16 protein-coding genes and 1 riboswitch are annotated in these 15682 nt (G+C 54.7%); of the genes, 7 read left to right on the forward strand and 9 right to left on the reverse strand.

The features are described from left to right. From ACQ76X_RS09705 to ACQ76X_RS09725, 5 genes are all read right to left on the reverse strand, one after another. A complete protein-coding gene (locus ACQ76X_RS09705) occupies nucleotides 1-717 on the reverse strand; it encodes an ABC transporter permease (RefSeq protein WP_438493328.1) in 717 nt (238 codons plus the stop codon). Then, the gene (locus ACQ76X_RS09710) at nucleotides 714-1625 is read right to left on the reverse strand and encodes an ABC transporter ATP-binding protein (RefSeq protein WP_076111664.1); all 912 of its coding nucleotides are present in this window, start codon (nucleotides 1623-1625) and stop codon (nucleotides 714-716) included. Before ACQ76X_RS09710 ends, ACQ76X_RS09705 begins: the two co-directional genes overlap by 4 nt. A 71-nt stretch (nucleotides 1626-1696) precedes the next feature. Beyond that, on the reverse strand, nucleotides 1697-3124 hold the full coding sequence (locus ACQ76X_RS09715) for a histidine kinase dimerization/phospho-acceptor domain-containing protein (RefSeq protein WP_438493331.1): 1428 nt from the start codon (nucleotides 3122-3124) through the stop codon (nucleotides 1697-1699). After that, entirely contained in the window at nucleotides 3121-3795 is a 675-nt protein-coding gene (locus ACQ76X_RS09720; RefSeq protein ID WP_340895216.1) for a response regulator transcription factor, read from the reverse strand. The genes ACQ76X_RS09715 and ACQ76X_RS09720 overlap by 4 nt, the downstream gene beginning before the upstream one ends. Before the next feature lie 298 nt (nucleotides 3796-4093). Beyond that, nucleotides 4094-4534, reverse strand: a complete 441-nt coding sequence (locus tag ACQ76X_RS09725) for a pyridoxamine 5'-phosphate oxidase family protein (RefSeq protein WP_438493333.1) — start codon at nucleotides 4532-4534, stop codon at nucleotides 4094-4096. A 197-nt stretch (nucleotides 4535-4731) separates the two neighbouring features. Between ACQ76X_RS09725 and ACQ76X_RS09730 the strand changes: the two genes are divergently transcribed. The 7 genes from ACQ76X_RS09730 to ACQ76X_RS09760 all read left to right on the forward strand — a co-directional run bounded on the left by ACQ76X_RS09730 (nucleotide 4732) and on the right by ACQ76X_RS09760 (nucleotide 11627). Then, on the forward strand, nucleotides 4732-6195 hold the full coding sequence (locus tag ACQ76X_RS09730) for a hypothetical protein (protein ID WP_438493334.1): 1464 nt from the start codon (nucleotides 4732-4734) through the stop codon (nucleotides 6193-6195). A gap of 79 nt (nucleotides 6196-6274) precedes the next feature. Continuing rightward, complete coding sequence (locus tag ACQ76X_RS09735) at nucleotides 6275-6874, forward strand: sigma-70 family RNA polymerase sigma factor (protein WP_438493335.1); 600 nt, start codon at nucleotides 6275-6277, stop codon at nucleotides 6872-6874. After that, nucleotides 6858-8255: a hypothetical protein gene (locus ACQ76X_RS09740; protein ID WP_438493337.1), complete on the forward strand. Its 1398-nt coding sequence runs from the start codon at nucleotides 6858-6860 to the stop codon at nucleotides 8253-8255. The genes ACQ76X_RS09735 and ACQ76X_RS09740 overlap by 17 nt, the downstream gene beginning before the upstream one ends. A gap of 74 nt (nucleotides 8256-8329) precedes the next feature. Further along, a riboswitch (TPP riboswitch) is annotated at nucleotides 8330-8440 on the forward strand. 124 nt (nucleotides 8441-8564) lie between these two features. Continuing rightward, nucleotides 8565-9635, forward strand: coding sequence for an ABC transporter substrate-binding protein (locus tag ACQ76X_RS09745; protein WP_438493339.1), 1071 nt, complete (start codon nucleotides 8565-8567; stop codon nucleotides 9633-9635). Nucleotides 9636-9714: 79 nt separating this feature from the next. Then, on the forward strand, nucleotides 9715-10008 hold the full coding sequence (locus ACQ76X_RS09750) for a thiamine-binding protein (RefSeq protein WP_342438088.1): 294 nt from the start codon (nucleotides 9715-9717) through the stop codon (nucleotides 10006-10008). Then, a complete protein-coding gene (locus tag ACQ76X_RS09755) occupies nucleotides 10005-10766 on the forward strand; it encodes an ABC transporter permease (RefSeq protein ID WP_438493341.1) in 762 nt (253 codons plus the stop codon). Before ACQ76X_RS09750 ends, ACQ76X_RS09755 begins: the two co-directional genes overlap by 4 nt. Before the next feature lie 18 nt (nucleotides 10767-10784). Continuing rightward, a complete protein-coding gene (locus tag ACQ76X_RS09760; protein ID WP_438493343.1) occupies nucleotides 10785-11627 on the forward strand; it encodes an ABC transporter ATP-binding protein in 843 nt (280 codons plus the stop codon). Between the two features lie 490 nt (nucleotides 11628-12117). Here ACQ76X_RS09760 and ACQ76X_RS09765 read toward each other — a convergent pair whose 3' ends face one another. The 4 genes from ACQ76X_RS09765 to ACQ76X_RS09780 are packed head-to-tail and all read right to left on the reverse strand — an operon-like array spanning nucleotide 12118 to nucleotide 15520. Next, nucleotides 12118-12720, reverse strand: coding sequence for a response regulator transcription factor (locus ACQ76X_RS09765; protein WP_438493345.1), 603 nt, complete (start codon nucleotides 12718-12720; stop codon nucleotides 12118-12120). After that, on the reverse strand, nucleotides 12717-13844 hold the full coding sequence (locus tag ACQ76X_RS09770; RefSeq protein ID WP_438493347.1) for a sensor histidine kinase: 1128 nt from the start codon (nucleotides 13842-13844) through the stop codon (nucleotides 12717-12719). The genes ACQ76X_RS09765 and ACQ76X_RS09770 overlap by 4 nt, the downstream gene beginning before the upstream one ends. Nucleotides 13845-13871: 27 nt before the next feature. Further along, entirely contained in the window at nucleotides 13872-14609 is a 738-nt protein-coding gene (locus tag ACQ76X_RS09775; RefSeq protein WP_438493349.1) for an ABC transporter permease, read from the reverse strand. Then, on the reverse strand, nucleotides 14606-15520 hold the full coding sequence (locus ACQ76X_RS09780; protein WP_438493529.1) for an ABC transporter ATP-binding protein: 915 nt from the start codon (nucleotides 15518-15520) through the stop codon (nucleotides 14606-14608). The genes ACQ76X_RS09775 and ACQ76X_RS09780 overlap by 4 nt, the downstream gene beginning before the upstream one ends. Between the last annotated feature and the right edge of the window lie 162 nt (nucleotides 15521-15682).

A 15682-nucleotide genomic window follows, 5' to 3' on the forward strand; every position in this document is an offset into this window, starting at 1 on the left:
CTAGTCCACATCCTTTCGCGCAAAATGTATGGATCCCGGCAGCAGAATCAGCAGGCCAAGCAGCAAGCCTGCTCCGCTGAACAGCCAGGGCCGGGGAGCGCTCCAGGCTAGGGCCGGCCAGCTCAAGGGAACCCATTCCGACAGAAACAAGGAGAAGATGCTTAGCAGCGACAAGGTAATTCCCACCGACACCGGAAACGTCTGATTGCGGCTGGACAGGGAGAACCACAGCTGCAGTGAGATCACCGGGAGTGCTGCAGCATAAGAAGCAAAGCCGATTTGCAGCACCTTCTCATAAGGGATTGGCTGCGATTGGAAGCCGAGGATCACTCCTAAGCCCACCGTACCCGCCGCCAGCAGCAGACAGGAGACAGTAAGCAACAGCAGGCAGAGCAGCAGCTTGGCCATAAAGACAGAGGTCCGGGAAATCGGCAACGCCAGGAGCTGCTTCCACGAACTCATTTGGTGCTCCACGTTGGCCATCATCGAACAGATCAGCGTGCCCCCCAGATAAAGGGCCACCGGAACGAAGTCGGCCACATTGCTGAGCAGTCCGCCCCATAAATCGGCACGATATTGCTGGGTCAGATAATCGTAACGCAGCCCAAAGTTCAGCCCCTGCATGGCAAGCAGGCCGATGGGGCCAAGGAAGACCAGAAACCACAGGCCTTTGCCGCGGATTTTGAGCCAGTCAGCCGACAGCGCCCGCCACATCATGATGCGCCTCCCTCAACAACCTGCAGGAAGAATTCCTCCAGTGATTGTCTGCGTTCTTCCACCCGGTAGATTGCATGTCCATCCTCGACCAGTTCTTTAATCAGGAGAGCCACTCTGGCATCGCTCATCCGCGGCAGCACGAGCCGCCCATCCTGCATTTCACCGCCGCAGCCTCTTCGCAAGGCGAGCGCCAGTGCGGCTTCCGGCTCGGATACGGCAAGCCGGAGGTCTCCCGCCGCCTGCTGCTGCAGATGGGCAATGGAGTCCTGATAAACCATCTTGCCCTGGCGGATGATGCCGACCGTATCCGCCATCTGTTCAATTTCGCTCAGCAGGTGGCTGGACACAAGCACGGTAATTCCCTGCTCTTCCGGAAGCCGCTTGATCAGCGAGCGGATCTCCTGTATGCCTGACGGATCAAGCCCATTAGTCGGCTCATCGAGGATCAGCAGCTCCGGACTGCCGAGCAGTGCGGCAGCAATGCCCAGCCGCTGCTTCATGCCCAGCGAAAAGCCCTTCACAGGCCGCTTTTCTTCTCCTGTCAGCGAGACAATATCCAGCACCTCGGCGATCCGCTGCTTAGGCACATTAAGAATCCGGCGGATCGCCTCCAGATTGTCCAGTGCGCTCAAATGCCCGTAATATGACGGGGACTCCACAAGCGACCCCACCTTGCGCAGAATCTGCAGCTTATTTTTACGGAGCTCCTGGCCGAATACCTTAATTTGCCCCGATGTCGGCTTGATCAGCCCCAGCAGCATGCGGATGGTCGTTGTTTTGCCTGCGCCGTTGGGTCCAAGAAAGCCGTAAATTTCACCTTTGCCAATATTCAGGTTCAAACGCTCCACCGCAGCCCGGCCCCGGTATTCCTTCAGTAAATCCTTTGTTTCAATCACAGTTTCTTTCATTCTCATTCACCTCGGTAACTAGCATAACGTCCCAAGGTTAAAAGAGCGGCGGCAGCAAGTTTAAATTTCGTTTAAATTTTGTCCCGGCGCTGAGAAATGGCAATAGAGGTACCCTGCTCACTGCTGTCGACCGTCCACTCCAGCTCCATCCGCTTAAGCAGCAGCTCTACAATAGACAAACCAAGTCCTGCCCCTTTGGAGTCGGAGTTGCTCATCATTCCCTTGCCATGGTCCGAGACGACAATCACAGGGCGGCTATCCCGGACTTCCAGCGCAATGCCTACATATAGTCCGCAGCGGGCGTGGCGCAGGATATTCTGAAACAGGTTGTCTAGAATCCGGCGGAACCAGCTCTCGTCTATAGTCCAGTATAGAGGTTCACCCTCCAGGTCAATATCAACCTGGAACCCTTCCTTCTCCCAAAGCGGATACCAGGCAGCGGCACTTTCGCGCAGCAGCCGCAGCACATCCCTGCGCTCCAGCTTCAGCGTTATCTTTCCGCTGCTGAGCAGATTATAAGAGAGCAGATTCTCGATTAGCACGCTGAGCCCGGCAATCCGTTCATCCATCAGCTCCAGCGATTCCTGCCCGCGCGGCGATAGGCTTTCCTTGCCCAGCACATGGAGATGAGTACGGATTACGGTGAGGGGAGTCCGCAAATCATGCGACAGATCCGAAACCAGGCGCTTGCGCAGTCCCTCCTCTTCCGCCTCTCTGGACCGGCTGGCAGTAAGCTCAGTCACCATCGTATTAAAGGCCTCCTCCAGACGGCCAATCTCATCAGCTCTGCCGCTGGAAGTAACAGGCTTCGGAATTCCGGCCCCGCCCGTGAAACTCATCGCCGTCTGCAGGCGCAGCAGCCGGGTTCGGATCCCTATAAAGAACAGCAGCGACGCCACAATGAAGCCGGCAAAAAACAAAACCAGAACGATTAAATACCACGAGCTTAGCCCATCAATACTTTCTTCATCCCTCAATGCATCCGGAATTTGCATCACCATAAAACCTTCTCCGGCTTCCGCACGGTCTCCTACAAAGGCGACAATGGCGAGCGGATTAAGCTCTGTGCTCTTTTTCATAAAGGCAACCGCTTCTGCAGCACTCCACTGCGCGGGCAAAGCATCACCCTTTACCTGCTTCAGCAGCTCGGGATCTTCCGGCGTAAGGCTTAGCCTGGTTTTCCCGTGGCTGTCTACCCAGAACATCCCGGCCAAAGAATACTCACTGCTGAGTTGCCGCATCCGCTCATTGATCGCCTCCGGCGGTTTGCCCAGCAGATCCAGCGCTTCGTGATGCCACATGGTCTCCAGCTTGGTGATGCTGGAATAAGGGGCATATTCATCAGGCGGACCCTCCCGGGTCAATGCGCTGAATACGCCGTATCCGACAAAAGTTGCCGTCATCATGACAGGCAGGAACAGCAGCGCAGCAACAATAATCAGCAGATAACGGGAGAGCAGCGAGCTGCGCAGTTTGTGCGAGCGCCCACTGGCCTTCATGCTCTCACCCGGTAGCCGATTCCCCGGACCGTCTCTATAATCTCCGGTGCTGCCGGGTCAAGCTCCAGCTTCTCGCGCAAATAACGGATATGTACCATCAGCGTCTTGTCCCCCTCTATGTAAGCCTCACCCCAGACGGCTTCATAGATCTGTTCCTTGGTCAGAATCTGCCCAAGATGGCGGAGCAGGTAGGAGAATATCTGAAACTGCTTCCCGGTTAACAGGATTTCTTTGCCGCTGGCCGCCTCTTGAATAAGGTGTTCCCCTTCATGGACGATCAGATGCTTAATCCTTAGCGGTGCAGGTGCCGCAGCACCGCTCCTTCTCAGCAGGACTTCAATCCGTGCAGCCAGCTCATCCGGGTGAAACGGCTTGGTCAAATAATCATCGGCGAATTCCAGCCCCTGGAGCTTATCGTCGATGGAGGTGCGGGCGGAGAGCATCAGAATTGGCAGCCCCGGGTACGTCCGCTTCAGCCGCTGCCCAACGGTGAAGCCGTCAAGACCGGGCAGCATGACATCGAGGATGGCCAACTGACAGCCGGCAGCCGCCTCCACTGCCCCTTCACCGCTCTCCAGCCAGCGGACGGCATACTGGCGTTCCCGAAGATCGGCGGAAACCGCACTGCCAATCTCCCGGTCATCTTCAACATATAATAATGTAACGCTCATTTAGCTTTCAATTCCTTTCTTGGTGGAAATGGCAGGACATCATAAAATCCCCGAAGGCGGCGGATTACCGTCTGCGCTTCGGGGAGGGTATAGGTTGTATTGACTATGCACGGTTTCCAAAACTAGCCGGGGGCCCTTATAGCATTGGCGAGCGGAATCGGGCAGGCAACCGGTTCAATGTCAGATTTCAGTCGAGTAATTATAACATGATTTACCATAAGCCAGCTATCTTCCGGACGGCAAAAAGCCATCTATAAACCGTAGGGTTTAAGATGGCCAGCTGCTTCATATCTTAGATTTATTTGCCGTTAACTGCGGCCGTAGGCTGCCAAACGCCATGCTCTTCGTTTTTGCCGACATACTCTATCCGTGCCGGTGCAAGCTCCAGAATGACATAGTCAGGATCATCCGGTCCCTTGAACCATTGCTCCAGTGATTTATTCCATACTTTAGCCCGCAAGCCTTCATCCTTGGTGACAGCGACTGTTGCTTCGATCTCCAGCACATCCTTGCCGCCGCCCTTTTCATATCCAAGCAGCAGAAAAGCATGCGGATTATCCTTCAGCTCTTCTATCTTATGCGTCTTCCGATTGGTTGCGAGGTAAATGCTTAATCCGTCATGAAATACCGCCATATAACGCACCTTAGGTTTGTTGCCGGCTTCTATCGTGCCGAAGGAACCGAACTTATTGTCATCCAGCGCTTTGATGATATTTTGCTCCAGCTCATTGCTATCCATTGACGAAACAGCTCCTTTCCAATATGTGTGCTTATTATAGTGTACCCGTCCGGTTCAGAATGAATCCGGGACAAAATCATGAACTCATCACAGGAATTGCTCTGGATCTGGATCGGTCGTCTCTCCTAGCTTGGCAGCCTGGAAATTAGGGTAATATAGAAGATGTCAATATCCTGTGCATAAGGGTGGAACCGTTAATGACTGAGCATTTCTCCGAACACACCGAACCTACACTACATACCGCTCTGCTGCAGTTTATTTTCCCCTTCTCCATCAAGGACGGTGAGGACAAGAGCCTGGCCCGGCAGCTTGGGCTTGACGGCTTCACCCGTTTTTTTCTTGACAACAAAGAGCTGGAAGATGCTTATTACGGCGAAGGCTACTGCGTATCCCATGAGAAAATGGAGCGAAGCTATCTGCCGTTCGCAGCCCATGTCCTATTCCCGCGGGACAAGGATAAAGAAGATTCCTTCCGCCGGTTTTCCCGGGTAAACGATCTGGCCTGCAGACTGGAAATGACACAGCAATCCATAAACTTCCGGGTACTCTCGACGGATGTATTCATTTGTCCGTTTCAGCTTGGATTTCTGACCGTAAGAGTCCGCATCGAGGAAGAGAATCTGCCCTTCAGCACCGCGCTGGAATTCGCCGACCGTTTCCGCACACTCGAGGATGTCTCCTACCAGGACAAACATACGTATATCCATTGCCAGGACAAAACCTTCGATCAGGTGGAGGATTTTGTGTTCAGGAATCTGGCCGTTGGCCTGCAGCCGTTTATGGACCAATCGGAAATTGACGGGGCCTATTTCGAGACGCTTCCCTTCTTCGTTGATGAACGAATGCTGGTCCAAGCCTTTTATGGCTTCAACCGGCAGGAGGACGCAGACGAAATCAGCGTGGAACTGCGTTACCGCGCCTCCCAGCTGGATGGGCTGAATCTGGACGGAAAACCCTATATCAGCGCCAGCGATCCCGAGTACATCGAGGAATACTGCCAGGCACATTCGTACAACCGCTGGGGGCCGGATACCTACTATATGACCAACGAGCAGACCTTCTGCTGCCTGAGCCGGGCCGAACCGGAGGTAGCCACCCCACTGGTCAATCAGATGTACGGGCAGTATTACTACGGGCTGCTCCTTAGTATTTTCCACAAAATCGTCCTGTTGAAGCTTTCCAATCTCCACTCCCGGCTGCGTATCAACCACGACTATGACGAAATTGAGAATCTGATCTTCCTGATTAACAAGTTTTCGGCCAAGTTTTATTTTCTGGAGCTGATTTCACAGTCGCAGGGCCGGGAGATCTTCTTCCAGCTGCGCAAAGTATACGGCAATGACGCCCTCTTTGATGAAGTCAAAATGACCCTGAACGACCTGTTCCAGTACCAGGAGAAATTCCAGGCCAAACGCCGGGATACGCTGCTGATGATTCTGACCGTCTTCACAGTGGTGAGCGGCATCTACGGGATGAACCAGGTTATTGAAGATTTGAAGGGACGCATTGAATGGAGCAAAATGCTGGAATACTCTCCTTTTGAATATTTGGCACTGCTGCTCACCTTCACCGGGATCCTCGTCAGCATCCTCCTGACGCTGAAAGAGCTATGGAACGGAATCCGCAGCCGCCGCAGAAAAAGATTTTATTCCAAGGATTGATAAGCTGTCGGAAACTATCATGAGTGATTTGCCCTCCGGGCGACGTAGTAATGAATAGTATATACGCCGGAGGTTGCCTATGACGTTCAATCCTAATGACAGCCTGGCATGGGCCGGGCGGTTCAAAAACAAAGATAAAAAAGCACTCGCAGAAGCGATTGATCTCTTTGGCCCCGATGTGCAAAGACTGGTCCGGCGTATTCTGTCCGGCACCGGAAGCACGGAGGATGTTGAGGAATGTGTGAGCGATGTGTTTATGGCAGCATGGAGCGGAATCAGCCGTTATGAGCCCGAGCGCGCCTCCTTCCGCACCTGGCTGTTCCTGCTGGCCAAATACAAAGCGCTGGATCTGAGGCGCAAGCTGCTGCGCCGGGGCGGAACCGGAGAAGCAGATGCTGCCGGAGCTGCACGGAATGAGATTTCCGCCGAACAGGAAGTTCTTTCCCGCGAGACGGCCAGGGAATTGATCGGCTGCGTGCAGCAGATGGGCGAACCGGACCGCAGCCTGTTTCTGCGCAGATATTTCCTTTATGAGAGCCTTGATCAGCTAGCGCAAACCTTCAGTCTCAGTAAAAAGGCTGTCGAGAGCCGCTTATACCGTTGCCGGACGCTGCTCAAGCAGAAGCTAGGCCTGTCTGAGAGTCAGGGAAAGGAGGCGCAACATGGCCAAAGACATTAAAATTGAGGAACAGCGCCTGTTCGGGATGATTGATTCTATGAGCTTCAGCGATGCAGAGCTTGCCTTAGGTGTTCTGCCGGAGGTTGACCAAGGTCCGCGCCCCGCAGACGAAGAGGAAGCCGCTTCGCTCGCCCGCATCAAAGCACGTACACTTGCCCGTCTGGAGCCCGAAGCTGCTGTCCACACCGTCCGTTCCTTTGCCCGGAGATCCCGGAGGCGGAATATCTTCGCAGCCGCAGCGGCAGTAATACTAATTGCTGCCGGTATGCTCGCTTTCTCTCCTGAGGTACAGGCCGGGTTAAGAAAGGCGCTGAGCTTCCTTCCTGGCTTCGGCACCGTTGTGGAGAACAGCCCCGGTGACCTGATCTATGTACTGAGCAAACCCTATGACATTGCTGTGGGGGACGGAAGTCTGACCGTGGATGCCGTTCTCCTGCAAGAGCTTGGCGGGAGCATTACGCTTCGCGGCCGGAAAGTCCCTGAAGTCAGCGAATTTGAGGCAGATATCGGCGGCAACCGCTATACTTTCACCTCTTACATGCGTTCGTCCTCGGAGAGTGAGTGGTACGGCAGCTACAGTTCAACTCAAGCGCTGCAGCTGAAGAAGGATAATCTTCTAACCCTGCATCTAGGCAGCACAACCGTTGGTCCGTTACAGCTCACCGCTCCGAAGACAGCTGAGGAGCTCGGGGAACTCGGCGCAAGCGATATACAGCAGGATGTGCGGATTACTGCTTTTCCGGTGGAACTTGGCGGCGGGCTTGTCCGTGTCCAGTTGTTGCCCACTCTGACGGCGGAATCCGGGCTAACTGTCCATTCTTACGGATTGGAGCCGCTGGTGCCTGGGTCAGGTCTCTATGTAGAGAACGCGGCAGGAGAAAAGGCATCACTGGAGCAGCCTGAATCCATGTCCTATCCTTCCGACTTCCGGTTTCATGAGACTGCCGGGGCGGGCGCTCGGCCTTATACGGTCTTCATTCCTTATATTGAAGTTTCAGATCGTGACGCCGTATCTGCAGAAGTAGAGATTCCGCTGCCTGATATCGGCCAGGAGGAAATGCTCCACACACGCGCGGAAATCGCGGGCTTTCCGGTAGAGTTCACCCGCATTGAACGTACCGGCGAGACGGCTGCCAGCGTCGATATGAATGTGAATTTCAATGCCGCAAAGCTGCGGACGCTGAAGTATTTCCTTATTCGCTATCCGGGGCAGGCGGACAACAGCTCGTTCTCTTGGCTGAATACCGACCAGACCTACGGCGTGATGAAGACCCTCCATTTAGAAACAAAACCCGGGGAGGATAAGCTGCGTTTTAAGCTGTCCGAACCGCATTTTCTGCTCAAAGGGCCGTGGCGCCTGCCGCTGAAGCTTGATAGCTAAAGCAGAGTTGCTACTGGACAACTTTGGAGCAGGCGTCTATAATACACCGTAAGAACACAGCAATACCTATAACTTCATAGTACCAGGGGTGCTGGAATTGGCCGGCTGAGATTGTATCCCACAAGATACTGACCCTTATACCTGATCTGGATAATGCCAGCGTAGGAATCGTCAATCGCTTACGGCCGTTTATGGCCCAAGCACAACCTTGCGCAAGTAACTGGTGTCCCGATTCTCGGGGCGCCTTTTTTGTATGGGACTATTCAGAATCTGGAAGACTAGGGTTGCTGGAAGGAGAGAAGAAGAGAAATGGGAGTCACAAAAGTATTAAAGCTCAGCCTCACCTGCATGCTGGTCTTTGCCATTGCCGGATGTGGCAATAGCAATGGGAACTCTGGCGGAAATGCGGCAGACACTGCCGGAAACAGCACCACCGCTCCTGAAACCACTGCCGGGGCAGCAACGGACGCTCCTAAGGAGCTGACCAAGATCAAGGTCGCGCTGGACTGGACGCCGAATACAAATCATACCGGGCTTTATGCGGCAAAAGAGCTGGGCTATTACGAAGAGGAAGGGCTGGATGTTGAAATCGTGCAGCCGGGAGCTGCCGGGTCCGACACGATGGTTACCTCGGGCGAAGCCGCTTTTGGCATCAGTGCCCAAGAGGCGCTGACGCTGGCCCGCCTGCAGAAGGTGCCGCTCGTGTCCATCGCCGCTATCATTCAGCATAATACCTCCGGGTTCGCTGCACCGAAAGACCGCAATATTAAGACACCTAAGGATTTCGAAGGCAAAACCTACGGCGGCTGGGGTTCCCCTGCCGAAGAAGCGGCCATGAAAGCCATTATGGACCCCGAAGGCGGAGATGTGAAAAAGGTGAAGCTGGTGAACATCGGTGAAGCAGACTTCTTCACCGCCGTGAAACGCGACATTGATTTTGCCTGGATCTTCTATGCCTGGACCGGGATTGAAGCGGAGCTGCGCGGAGAACCGCTCGACATGCTCTACCTCAAGGATTATGCACCCCAGCTCGATTACTACACGCCGGTACTGACTACGAGCGAGAAGGAAATTGCCGAACATCCGGAGCTGGTGAAGGCTTTCCTTAAGGCTACCTCGAAAGGTTATCAATACGCCATTGATCAGCCGGAGGAAGCCGCAGCCATTCTATCCAAAGCTGTTCCCGAGCTGGATCCCAAGCTGGTCCTGGCCAGCCAGAAATGGCTCAGCCCGAAATACAAGGATGATGCCGTCCGCTGGGGCGAGCAGAAGAGCGAGGTCTGGCAGGATTACGCCGACTGGATGTATGGCCTGAAGCTGCTCGATCAGCCGCTGGATGTTCCAAGCACATTTACGAATGAGTTTTTGCCAGCTAATTGATTAAGGATGAAGTGATTGAATGTTCGTTTCGTTCCGCTGTACGCAGATTACCCATTTAAACTGAGAGGAATGATATATTGTGGCCAATACATTGCTAAGCATTCAGGTAATTCCCAAAACTCCGAACAACGAGGATTCGATTCCTTACGTGGACAAAGCCATCGAAGTGATTCAGAAATCCGGTGTAAAACATCAGGTGAACCCGCTGGAGACCACGATGGAGGGCGAAATCACCGAGCTGCTTGAGGTTGTGCGCCAGATGCATGAAGCGCTGATTGCAGCAGGCAGTCCAAGCGTCATCTCCCAGATCAAAATCGCCCATAACCCGAATGGAATCAGCATGGACAAGCTGACGGAGAAATACCGGCCGTGAGATCGTATTGGAAACAGATTTGGCCGCCCCTTGTGGCGGTCGTCTTTTTTCTGGGGTTATGGCAGGTTTCCGTATCCCTGTTCCATATCGAGTCATGGATCCTTCCCAGCCCAAGCGATATCGCCCGGGAAACCTCGGGCAATGCTTCCGGCATTTGGGCACATACAGCGGCTACGCTGCGCCTTACCCTGATCGGCTTCCCTATCGGCACAGGCGTGGGTCTTATTGTTGCCCTGCTGCTGCATCTGCTGCCTTGGCTCAAGAGAGCGCTCTACCCGCTGCTCATTCTCAGTCAAAATGTGCCCTCCATTGCGCTCGCGCCGCTGCTGATTATCTGGTTCGGCTTCGGGCTGCTGCCGAAGATTGTGCTGATTACACTTGTCTGCTTCTTCCCGGTTTCAGTCGCAGCCATGGGCGGCCTGACGCAAAGCGACCGGACCATGCTGAACTATATGAAGATGGCCGGCGCGAACAAATGGCAGATCTTCACCAAGCTGGAGCTTCCGGGCTCCCTGCCCGCCCTGTTCTCGGGGCTTAAAATTTCGGCCACCTATGCTGTAATGGGTGCCGTTGTCGCGGAATGGATCGGAGCTGACAAGGGCATCGGCTACTACATGCTGCTGCAAAAATCCGCTTACCGCACAGACCGCGTATTCGTCGCCATTGCCATCATCGTGCTGCTCAGTCTTGTGCTGTTCGCACTTATCGCGCTGCTGGAGAAATGGCTGGTGCGCTGGAAACCGCGCAAAAGTTCCTAGAGAGGAGGATGGCCGACAATGCCGCATATTACAGATAACCCGCCATCCGGCACTGAAGCAGCCGGCATTCCTGAATCCAGGAACTTACCGCCTGCACTTGAGGTAAAAGGAATCTCCAAAACCTTCACCCACCGCCGCCGCGAAACCCGCGTGCTGGACAACGTATCCCTTACAGTGCAGCCGCAGGAATTCGTCTCAATTGTCGGACCCTCAGGCTGCGGAAAAAGCACTTTATTCCATATTATCGGGGGCCTGGAGCTGCCGGATGCCGGAACGGTAAGCATGAACGGCAACCTTGTTACAGGGCAGCGCGGAGAGATCAGCTATATGCCGCAGCAGCCCGCGCTGTTCCCTTGGCGGAGCATCGAGGACAACGTCCTGCTCGCCGGTGAGCTTAAGGGCGCGCCGCAGGCTGCGGCGCGGGAAACCGCCCGCCATTGGCTGGCCAAGGTCGGCCTTGGCGGCTTCGAGCGGGCCTACCCGCATATGCTGTCGGGCGGCATGCAGCAGCGGGCTGCCTTCCTGCGGGCGCTGCTCGCGCCGCAGGAGCTGATGCTGCTGGACGAGCCGTTCAGCGCGCTGGATGCGCTGACGCGCAGCGAAATGCAGCGCTGGCTGCTGGAGCTGTGGGAGGAGAACCGCCGCTCCGTGCTGTTCATCACCCACAACATCGAAGAAGCGCTGCTGCTCTCCAGCCGCATCTATGTGTTCTCCGGACGTCCCGGCTCCGTCCTGCATACGGTCGATGTCCCGTTTCCCCGGCCGCGCCGCGAGGAAATCGCCGATTCGCCGGAATTCCTCCAGCTCAAGCGCCAGCTGTCACAGTGGATGCGGGAAGAGCAGGCGAAGAGCGCCAAGTAATCTTAAGCGATGTCCGCTTAACAGCCTGTACAAAAGACCAGCCGTCCGATGAACCGGACGGCTGGTCTTATTAATATGTAGTTATTTCAAGATAACCGCACCCGAATGCGACACTGATTCAGGCAGCGCAGGGCTCCGCAACACAAACAACAGCAACACGCCCGCTATTTTCATATAAAACCTATTTTTATTGATTTAGAGGGAATTACTCCCTATATTATTCAATTACTAAGCCCTTTTTCCATTTTCCAAGGAATTACCGGTAGTAAATCCCTCTGATTGCCGCACCATTCTGTCGGTGGCATAATTAGCGGGACCATTTCCCTTTAAGCTATAGGCATACATCGGCTCCATAAAGAGACTACTGGCCCCCTTCCCGCCGCTCCATTAAGCATTTAACCTTAATAGAATTTATCCGGACGTAACCAGTAACAATCCACCTGTAGCACGCCCACCGCAGCATTCAGAAATATCAAGAGATAATAAACGCCTAGATCCAGCCCTTCTCCTCAGCCAGCCGTACGGCTTCGATCCGGCTTTTCACTTCCAGCTTGCCCAGAATTTCCGAGATGTAATTGCGGACTGTCCCATAGGAGAGGTGCAGACTCCCGGCAATTTCACCGGCCGTCTGCCCTGCACCGGCCAGCCGCAGAATCTCCCGTTCACGGGAGGACAGCGGATTCTCTTCCCGCAGGCTGCCGAAGACCAGTTCCGGAGAGACCTCACGGTGCCCTTCTATGACGCGCCGGATCGCATCTGCCAGCTTGTCGACCGGCTCGTCCTTCAGCAGATAGCCCTGAATCCCGGCCTTCACGCCCCGTTCGAAATAGCCCGGCCGGGCAAAGGTCGTCAGGATAATGATCTTCGTCCGGCAGCCTTTGGCTTTCAGCAGCTCCGCCACCTCCAGCCCGCTCTTTAGCGGCATTTCGATGTCCATAAGACATACGTCCGGTTCCAGCCGCTCGATCAGCGCAAGCGCCTCCGCCCCGTCGCCGGCCTCTCCGAGAACCTCAATGTCCTCTTCCAGGTCAAGCAGCGAGGCCATCGCTCCGCGCAGCAAACGCTGATCCTCGGCGATTACAATGCCTATCATGCCAATTCCCCCTCCTTATGTTCCTTGATAATCCTTGGAATCACTACAGATAATGCTGTCCCCCCGCCCGGATTGGAGCTTAATGTCATTGAGCCGTCAACGAGCGACAACCGCTCGGCCATCCCTTTCATTCCGTTGCCGTCGTGGCGTTCCCGTCCTGCTTCATCAGGAGTGAGGCCGATTCCGTTATCCTCAACGGTGATCCGCACTGCCCCCTCCGTCAGCGCAATTCCGATTCGGCAACGGGTGGCTTGGCTATGCTTCACTATATTCGTCACCGCCTCCTTGATGCAGAGGCTGAGGATATTCTGTGTCAGGTCAGGCACGTCCTCCAGCGGTACCTCCCCCTGCACTTCAAGGGCGATCTCCGCAGCCCGCAGCATTTTCCCGGCCTCTGCCAGTTCCTCGGCTACGGTAACTGCCCGCATCTCCGAGACCAGCTCGCGAACCTGGCGCAGTGCCGCACGCGAGGTGCGCTGAATCTCCCTGGCTTCGGCCTGCGCGCGCTCCGGGTCCTTGGCGACAAGCCTCTCGACAAGCTGGCTTTTCAATGTAATCAGCGACAGGGTATGACCCATCGTATCATGCAGGTCCCGGGCGATCCGCATCCGCTCTTCGCGTTTGACCAGCTCCTCGATGACTTCATTCGCCTGATCCAGCTGTTTCTCCAGTATTTTCCTACGGCCTAGAGATTTTATCCCGAACGGAGAGACCAGCATGATAATTAAAAAAGGAAAAAAGAACAGCAGGTCATACAGATTCATCCCCCATGCCGCTATAACCAGCGGTACCAGAATCACACCGCAAAAAACTACATAGGCTATCTTGAACTCTCTCTTACCGGCATACCAGCCGACAAAGTTGGAAGAGAAGAAGCCCATGAAAAAATTAACCGGGTTGTAGCATAAGCTCAGCACCACAATCAGCAGCATTTGCAGCCCCAGCCAGTAGTTAAAGGCTCTGTCACTGGCCCAGTATAACTGCCGGTATGTCACGGCGAAGAGCAGCAGCAGAGCTGCTCCAATGATCAGCTTCAGGCCCCGCTCCTCCTGTAGATTAAAGGCCGGAAGCAACAAATAGAACATCCATACAAAAGGGAAAAAACCGTATTTTTGCGGGAACAACCGAAACTTCCTGCCTGACAACATGCATTACACCGCTTCCTGTTTTTTTCGAATATACAGCGATAGTAACATAAATATTGCCAGATAGCCGAGCAAAATCAGCACACCGCTCCACTGTGGATGGCCGCCCCGTACAATCTCCCACGCCCCGTTTCCATAATTATAAGAAGGCAGCCAGCGGCCGATCCGCTGCATCAGCTCCGGAAGAATATCCAGCGGCATCCACATGCCGCCGGCCAGCGCCAGCCCCATATAGAGCACATTGCTGACACCGCTTGCCGTGTCTACCCGTTTCATAAAGCCGACAAGTGTGCCCAGCGCCAGAAAAGGCAGGGAGGCGACAACAATCCATAATCCGCTGAACAGCCACTGCCCTGCAGTCAGGGACACCCCGTTCATCACATAACCGGCGGCAAATATGCATACCACGGAGAAAAGCTGCATGATCATCTGAGCAAACATTTTGCCGATGAAATAGACATAGGACGGCAGCGGAGTAATGCGGATAAAGGTGTTCCAGCCCTGGGTCCGCTCCTGCACAAGCCGGATGCCAAGCGTCATGATCGCTGACCCCATTACACTGAACGCCGCCATCGACATCAGATAATGAGCCTGCCAGAGGGCCGCGTCGTCCATGCCTGTATTCACCACTTTAGTGAAGATGAAATAGAACATGATCGGCATGACCAGCGACCAGAACACATAATAAGGATTGCGGAAGATCCGCAGCAGCTCGGACTTGCATTGGTTGATAATTAGTTTCATGGCTTGACGCCCTCCTCCGGTTGAATCGTCAATTGCTCAAAGGCCTCATCCAGCCGGCCCTGATCGATGCGGACATCCTTCACTTCAAGCCCGCCTGTAAAAATAGCACGGAGCGCCTCGTCCGTATTCTCTGTCGTGACCACAATCCGGCCGTCCTTATCGTACATTTCCTCGACCGACGCCAATTGCCGCAGCCGTCCGCGCAGCTCTTCAGGATTACCTGCAGCCAGAAAGGACAGCGATTGCCGCACAATTCTCCCCTTAATCTCATCCGGGCTGCCGTCCGCCACCAGAGCGCCGCGGCTGAACAGCAGAATCCGGTCGGCAATATCCTCGGCCTCCTGCAGATAGTGGGTCGTGAAGAGGATCGTCTTTCCTTCAGCGGCCAGTCCGCGCACCCTGTCCCAGAAATGCCGCCGCGCTGTAATATCCATCCCGACTGTCGGCTCGTCAAAGAACAGCAGATCCGGGTTGCCCGCCAGGGCCAGCGCGAAATTCAGGCTGCGCCGCTGGCCGCCGGAGAGCTTCTCGGCATACCGCTGCAGATCGGCTTTGGCCAGGCCCGTCGCCTGCAGCAGAACCTCCATAGCCATGGGCTGCGGGTAATAGCTGCGGATTAGAGCGATGATTTCCCGGACCTTCAGCCGGTCCATTACGCTTACTTCCTGCAGCATGGCCCCCGTTTTTTCCCGGACCAACCGGCTCCCGGGCGGAAGCCCGAACACCTTTATGCTGCCTTCCGTCTGTTCCTTCAGTCCAAGCAGCATGGATAACACGGTCGTTTTCCCCGCCCCGTTAGGCCCCAGAATCGCAGTAACCGAACCCCTGCCGATCTTGAAGCTAATGCCGTCCACCGCTTTTTTGCCGTGAAATATCTTGCTTACCCCATCCATTTCGATCACATTCTCTATACCGTCCATGTCCGTTCCCCCCGTATCTTAAGCCCTGATCTATATTTCTATGGTATAAAAAACGGGGAAATAAGATCAGTATGGACTGTCATTCCTTTGAGATGACAACTGTCACCTTGCCATAAACGCATAGCAAAAAGCCCCGCACCAAACGGCAAGCAT

The sequence above is a fragment of the Paenibacillus sp. IHBB 3054 genome (genome assembly GCF_051594305.1).
Classification (GTDB): domain Bacteria; phylum Bacillota; class Bacilli; order Paenibacillales; family Paenibacillaceae; genus Paenibacillus_AQ.

Coding starts and splice junctions, on each gene's coding strand:
- ACQ76X_RS09775 (WP_438493349.1), bottom strand. CDS start 14,609: ATGAAACTAATTATCAACCAATGCAAGTCCGAGCTGCTGCGGATCTTC.
- ACQ76X_RS09715 (WP_438493331.1), bottom strand. CDS start 3,124: ATGAAGGCCAGTGGGCGCTCGCACAAACTGCGCAGCTCGCTGCTCTCC.
- ACQ76X_RS09745 (WP_438493339.1), top strand. CDS start 8,565: ATGGGAGTCACAAAAGTATTAAAGCTCAGCCTCACCTGCATGCTGGTC.
- ACQ76X_RS09760 (WP_438493343.1), top strand. CDS start 10,785: ATGCCGCATATTACAGATAACCCGCCATCCGGCACTGAAGCAGCCGGC.
- ACQ76X_RS09725 (WP_438493333.1), bottom strand. CDS start 4,534: ATGGATAGCAATGAGCTGGAGCAAAATATCATCAAAGCGCTGGATGAC.
- ACQ76X_RS09710 (WP_076111664.1), bottom strand. CDS start 1,625: ATGAAAGAAACTGTGATTGAAACAAAGGATTTACTGAAGGAATACCGG.
- ACQ76X_RS09720 (WP_340895216.1), bottom strand. CDS start 3,795: ATGAGCGTTACATTATTATATGTTGAAGATGACCGGGAGATTGGCAGT.
- ACQ76X_RS09765 (WP_438493345.1), bottom strand. CDS start 12,720: ATGATAGGCATTGTAATCGCCGAGGATCAGCGTTTGCTGCGCGGAGCG.
- ACQ76X_RS09730 (WP_438493334.1), top strand. CDS start 4,732: ATGACTGAGCATTTCTCCGAACACACCGAACCTACACTACATACCGCT.
- ACQ76X_RS09735 (WP_438493335.1), top strand. CDS start 6,275: ATGACGTTCAATCCTAATGACAGCCTGGCATGGGCCGGGCGGTTCAAA.
- ACQ76X_RS09705 (WP_438493328.1), bottom strand. CDS start 717: ATGATGTGGCGGGCGCTGTCGGCTGACTGGCTCAAAATCCGCGGCAAA.
- ACQ76X_RS09740 (WP_438493337.1), top strand. CDS start 6,858: ATGGCCAAAGACATTAAAATTGAGGAACAGCGCCTGTTCGGGATGATT.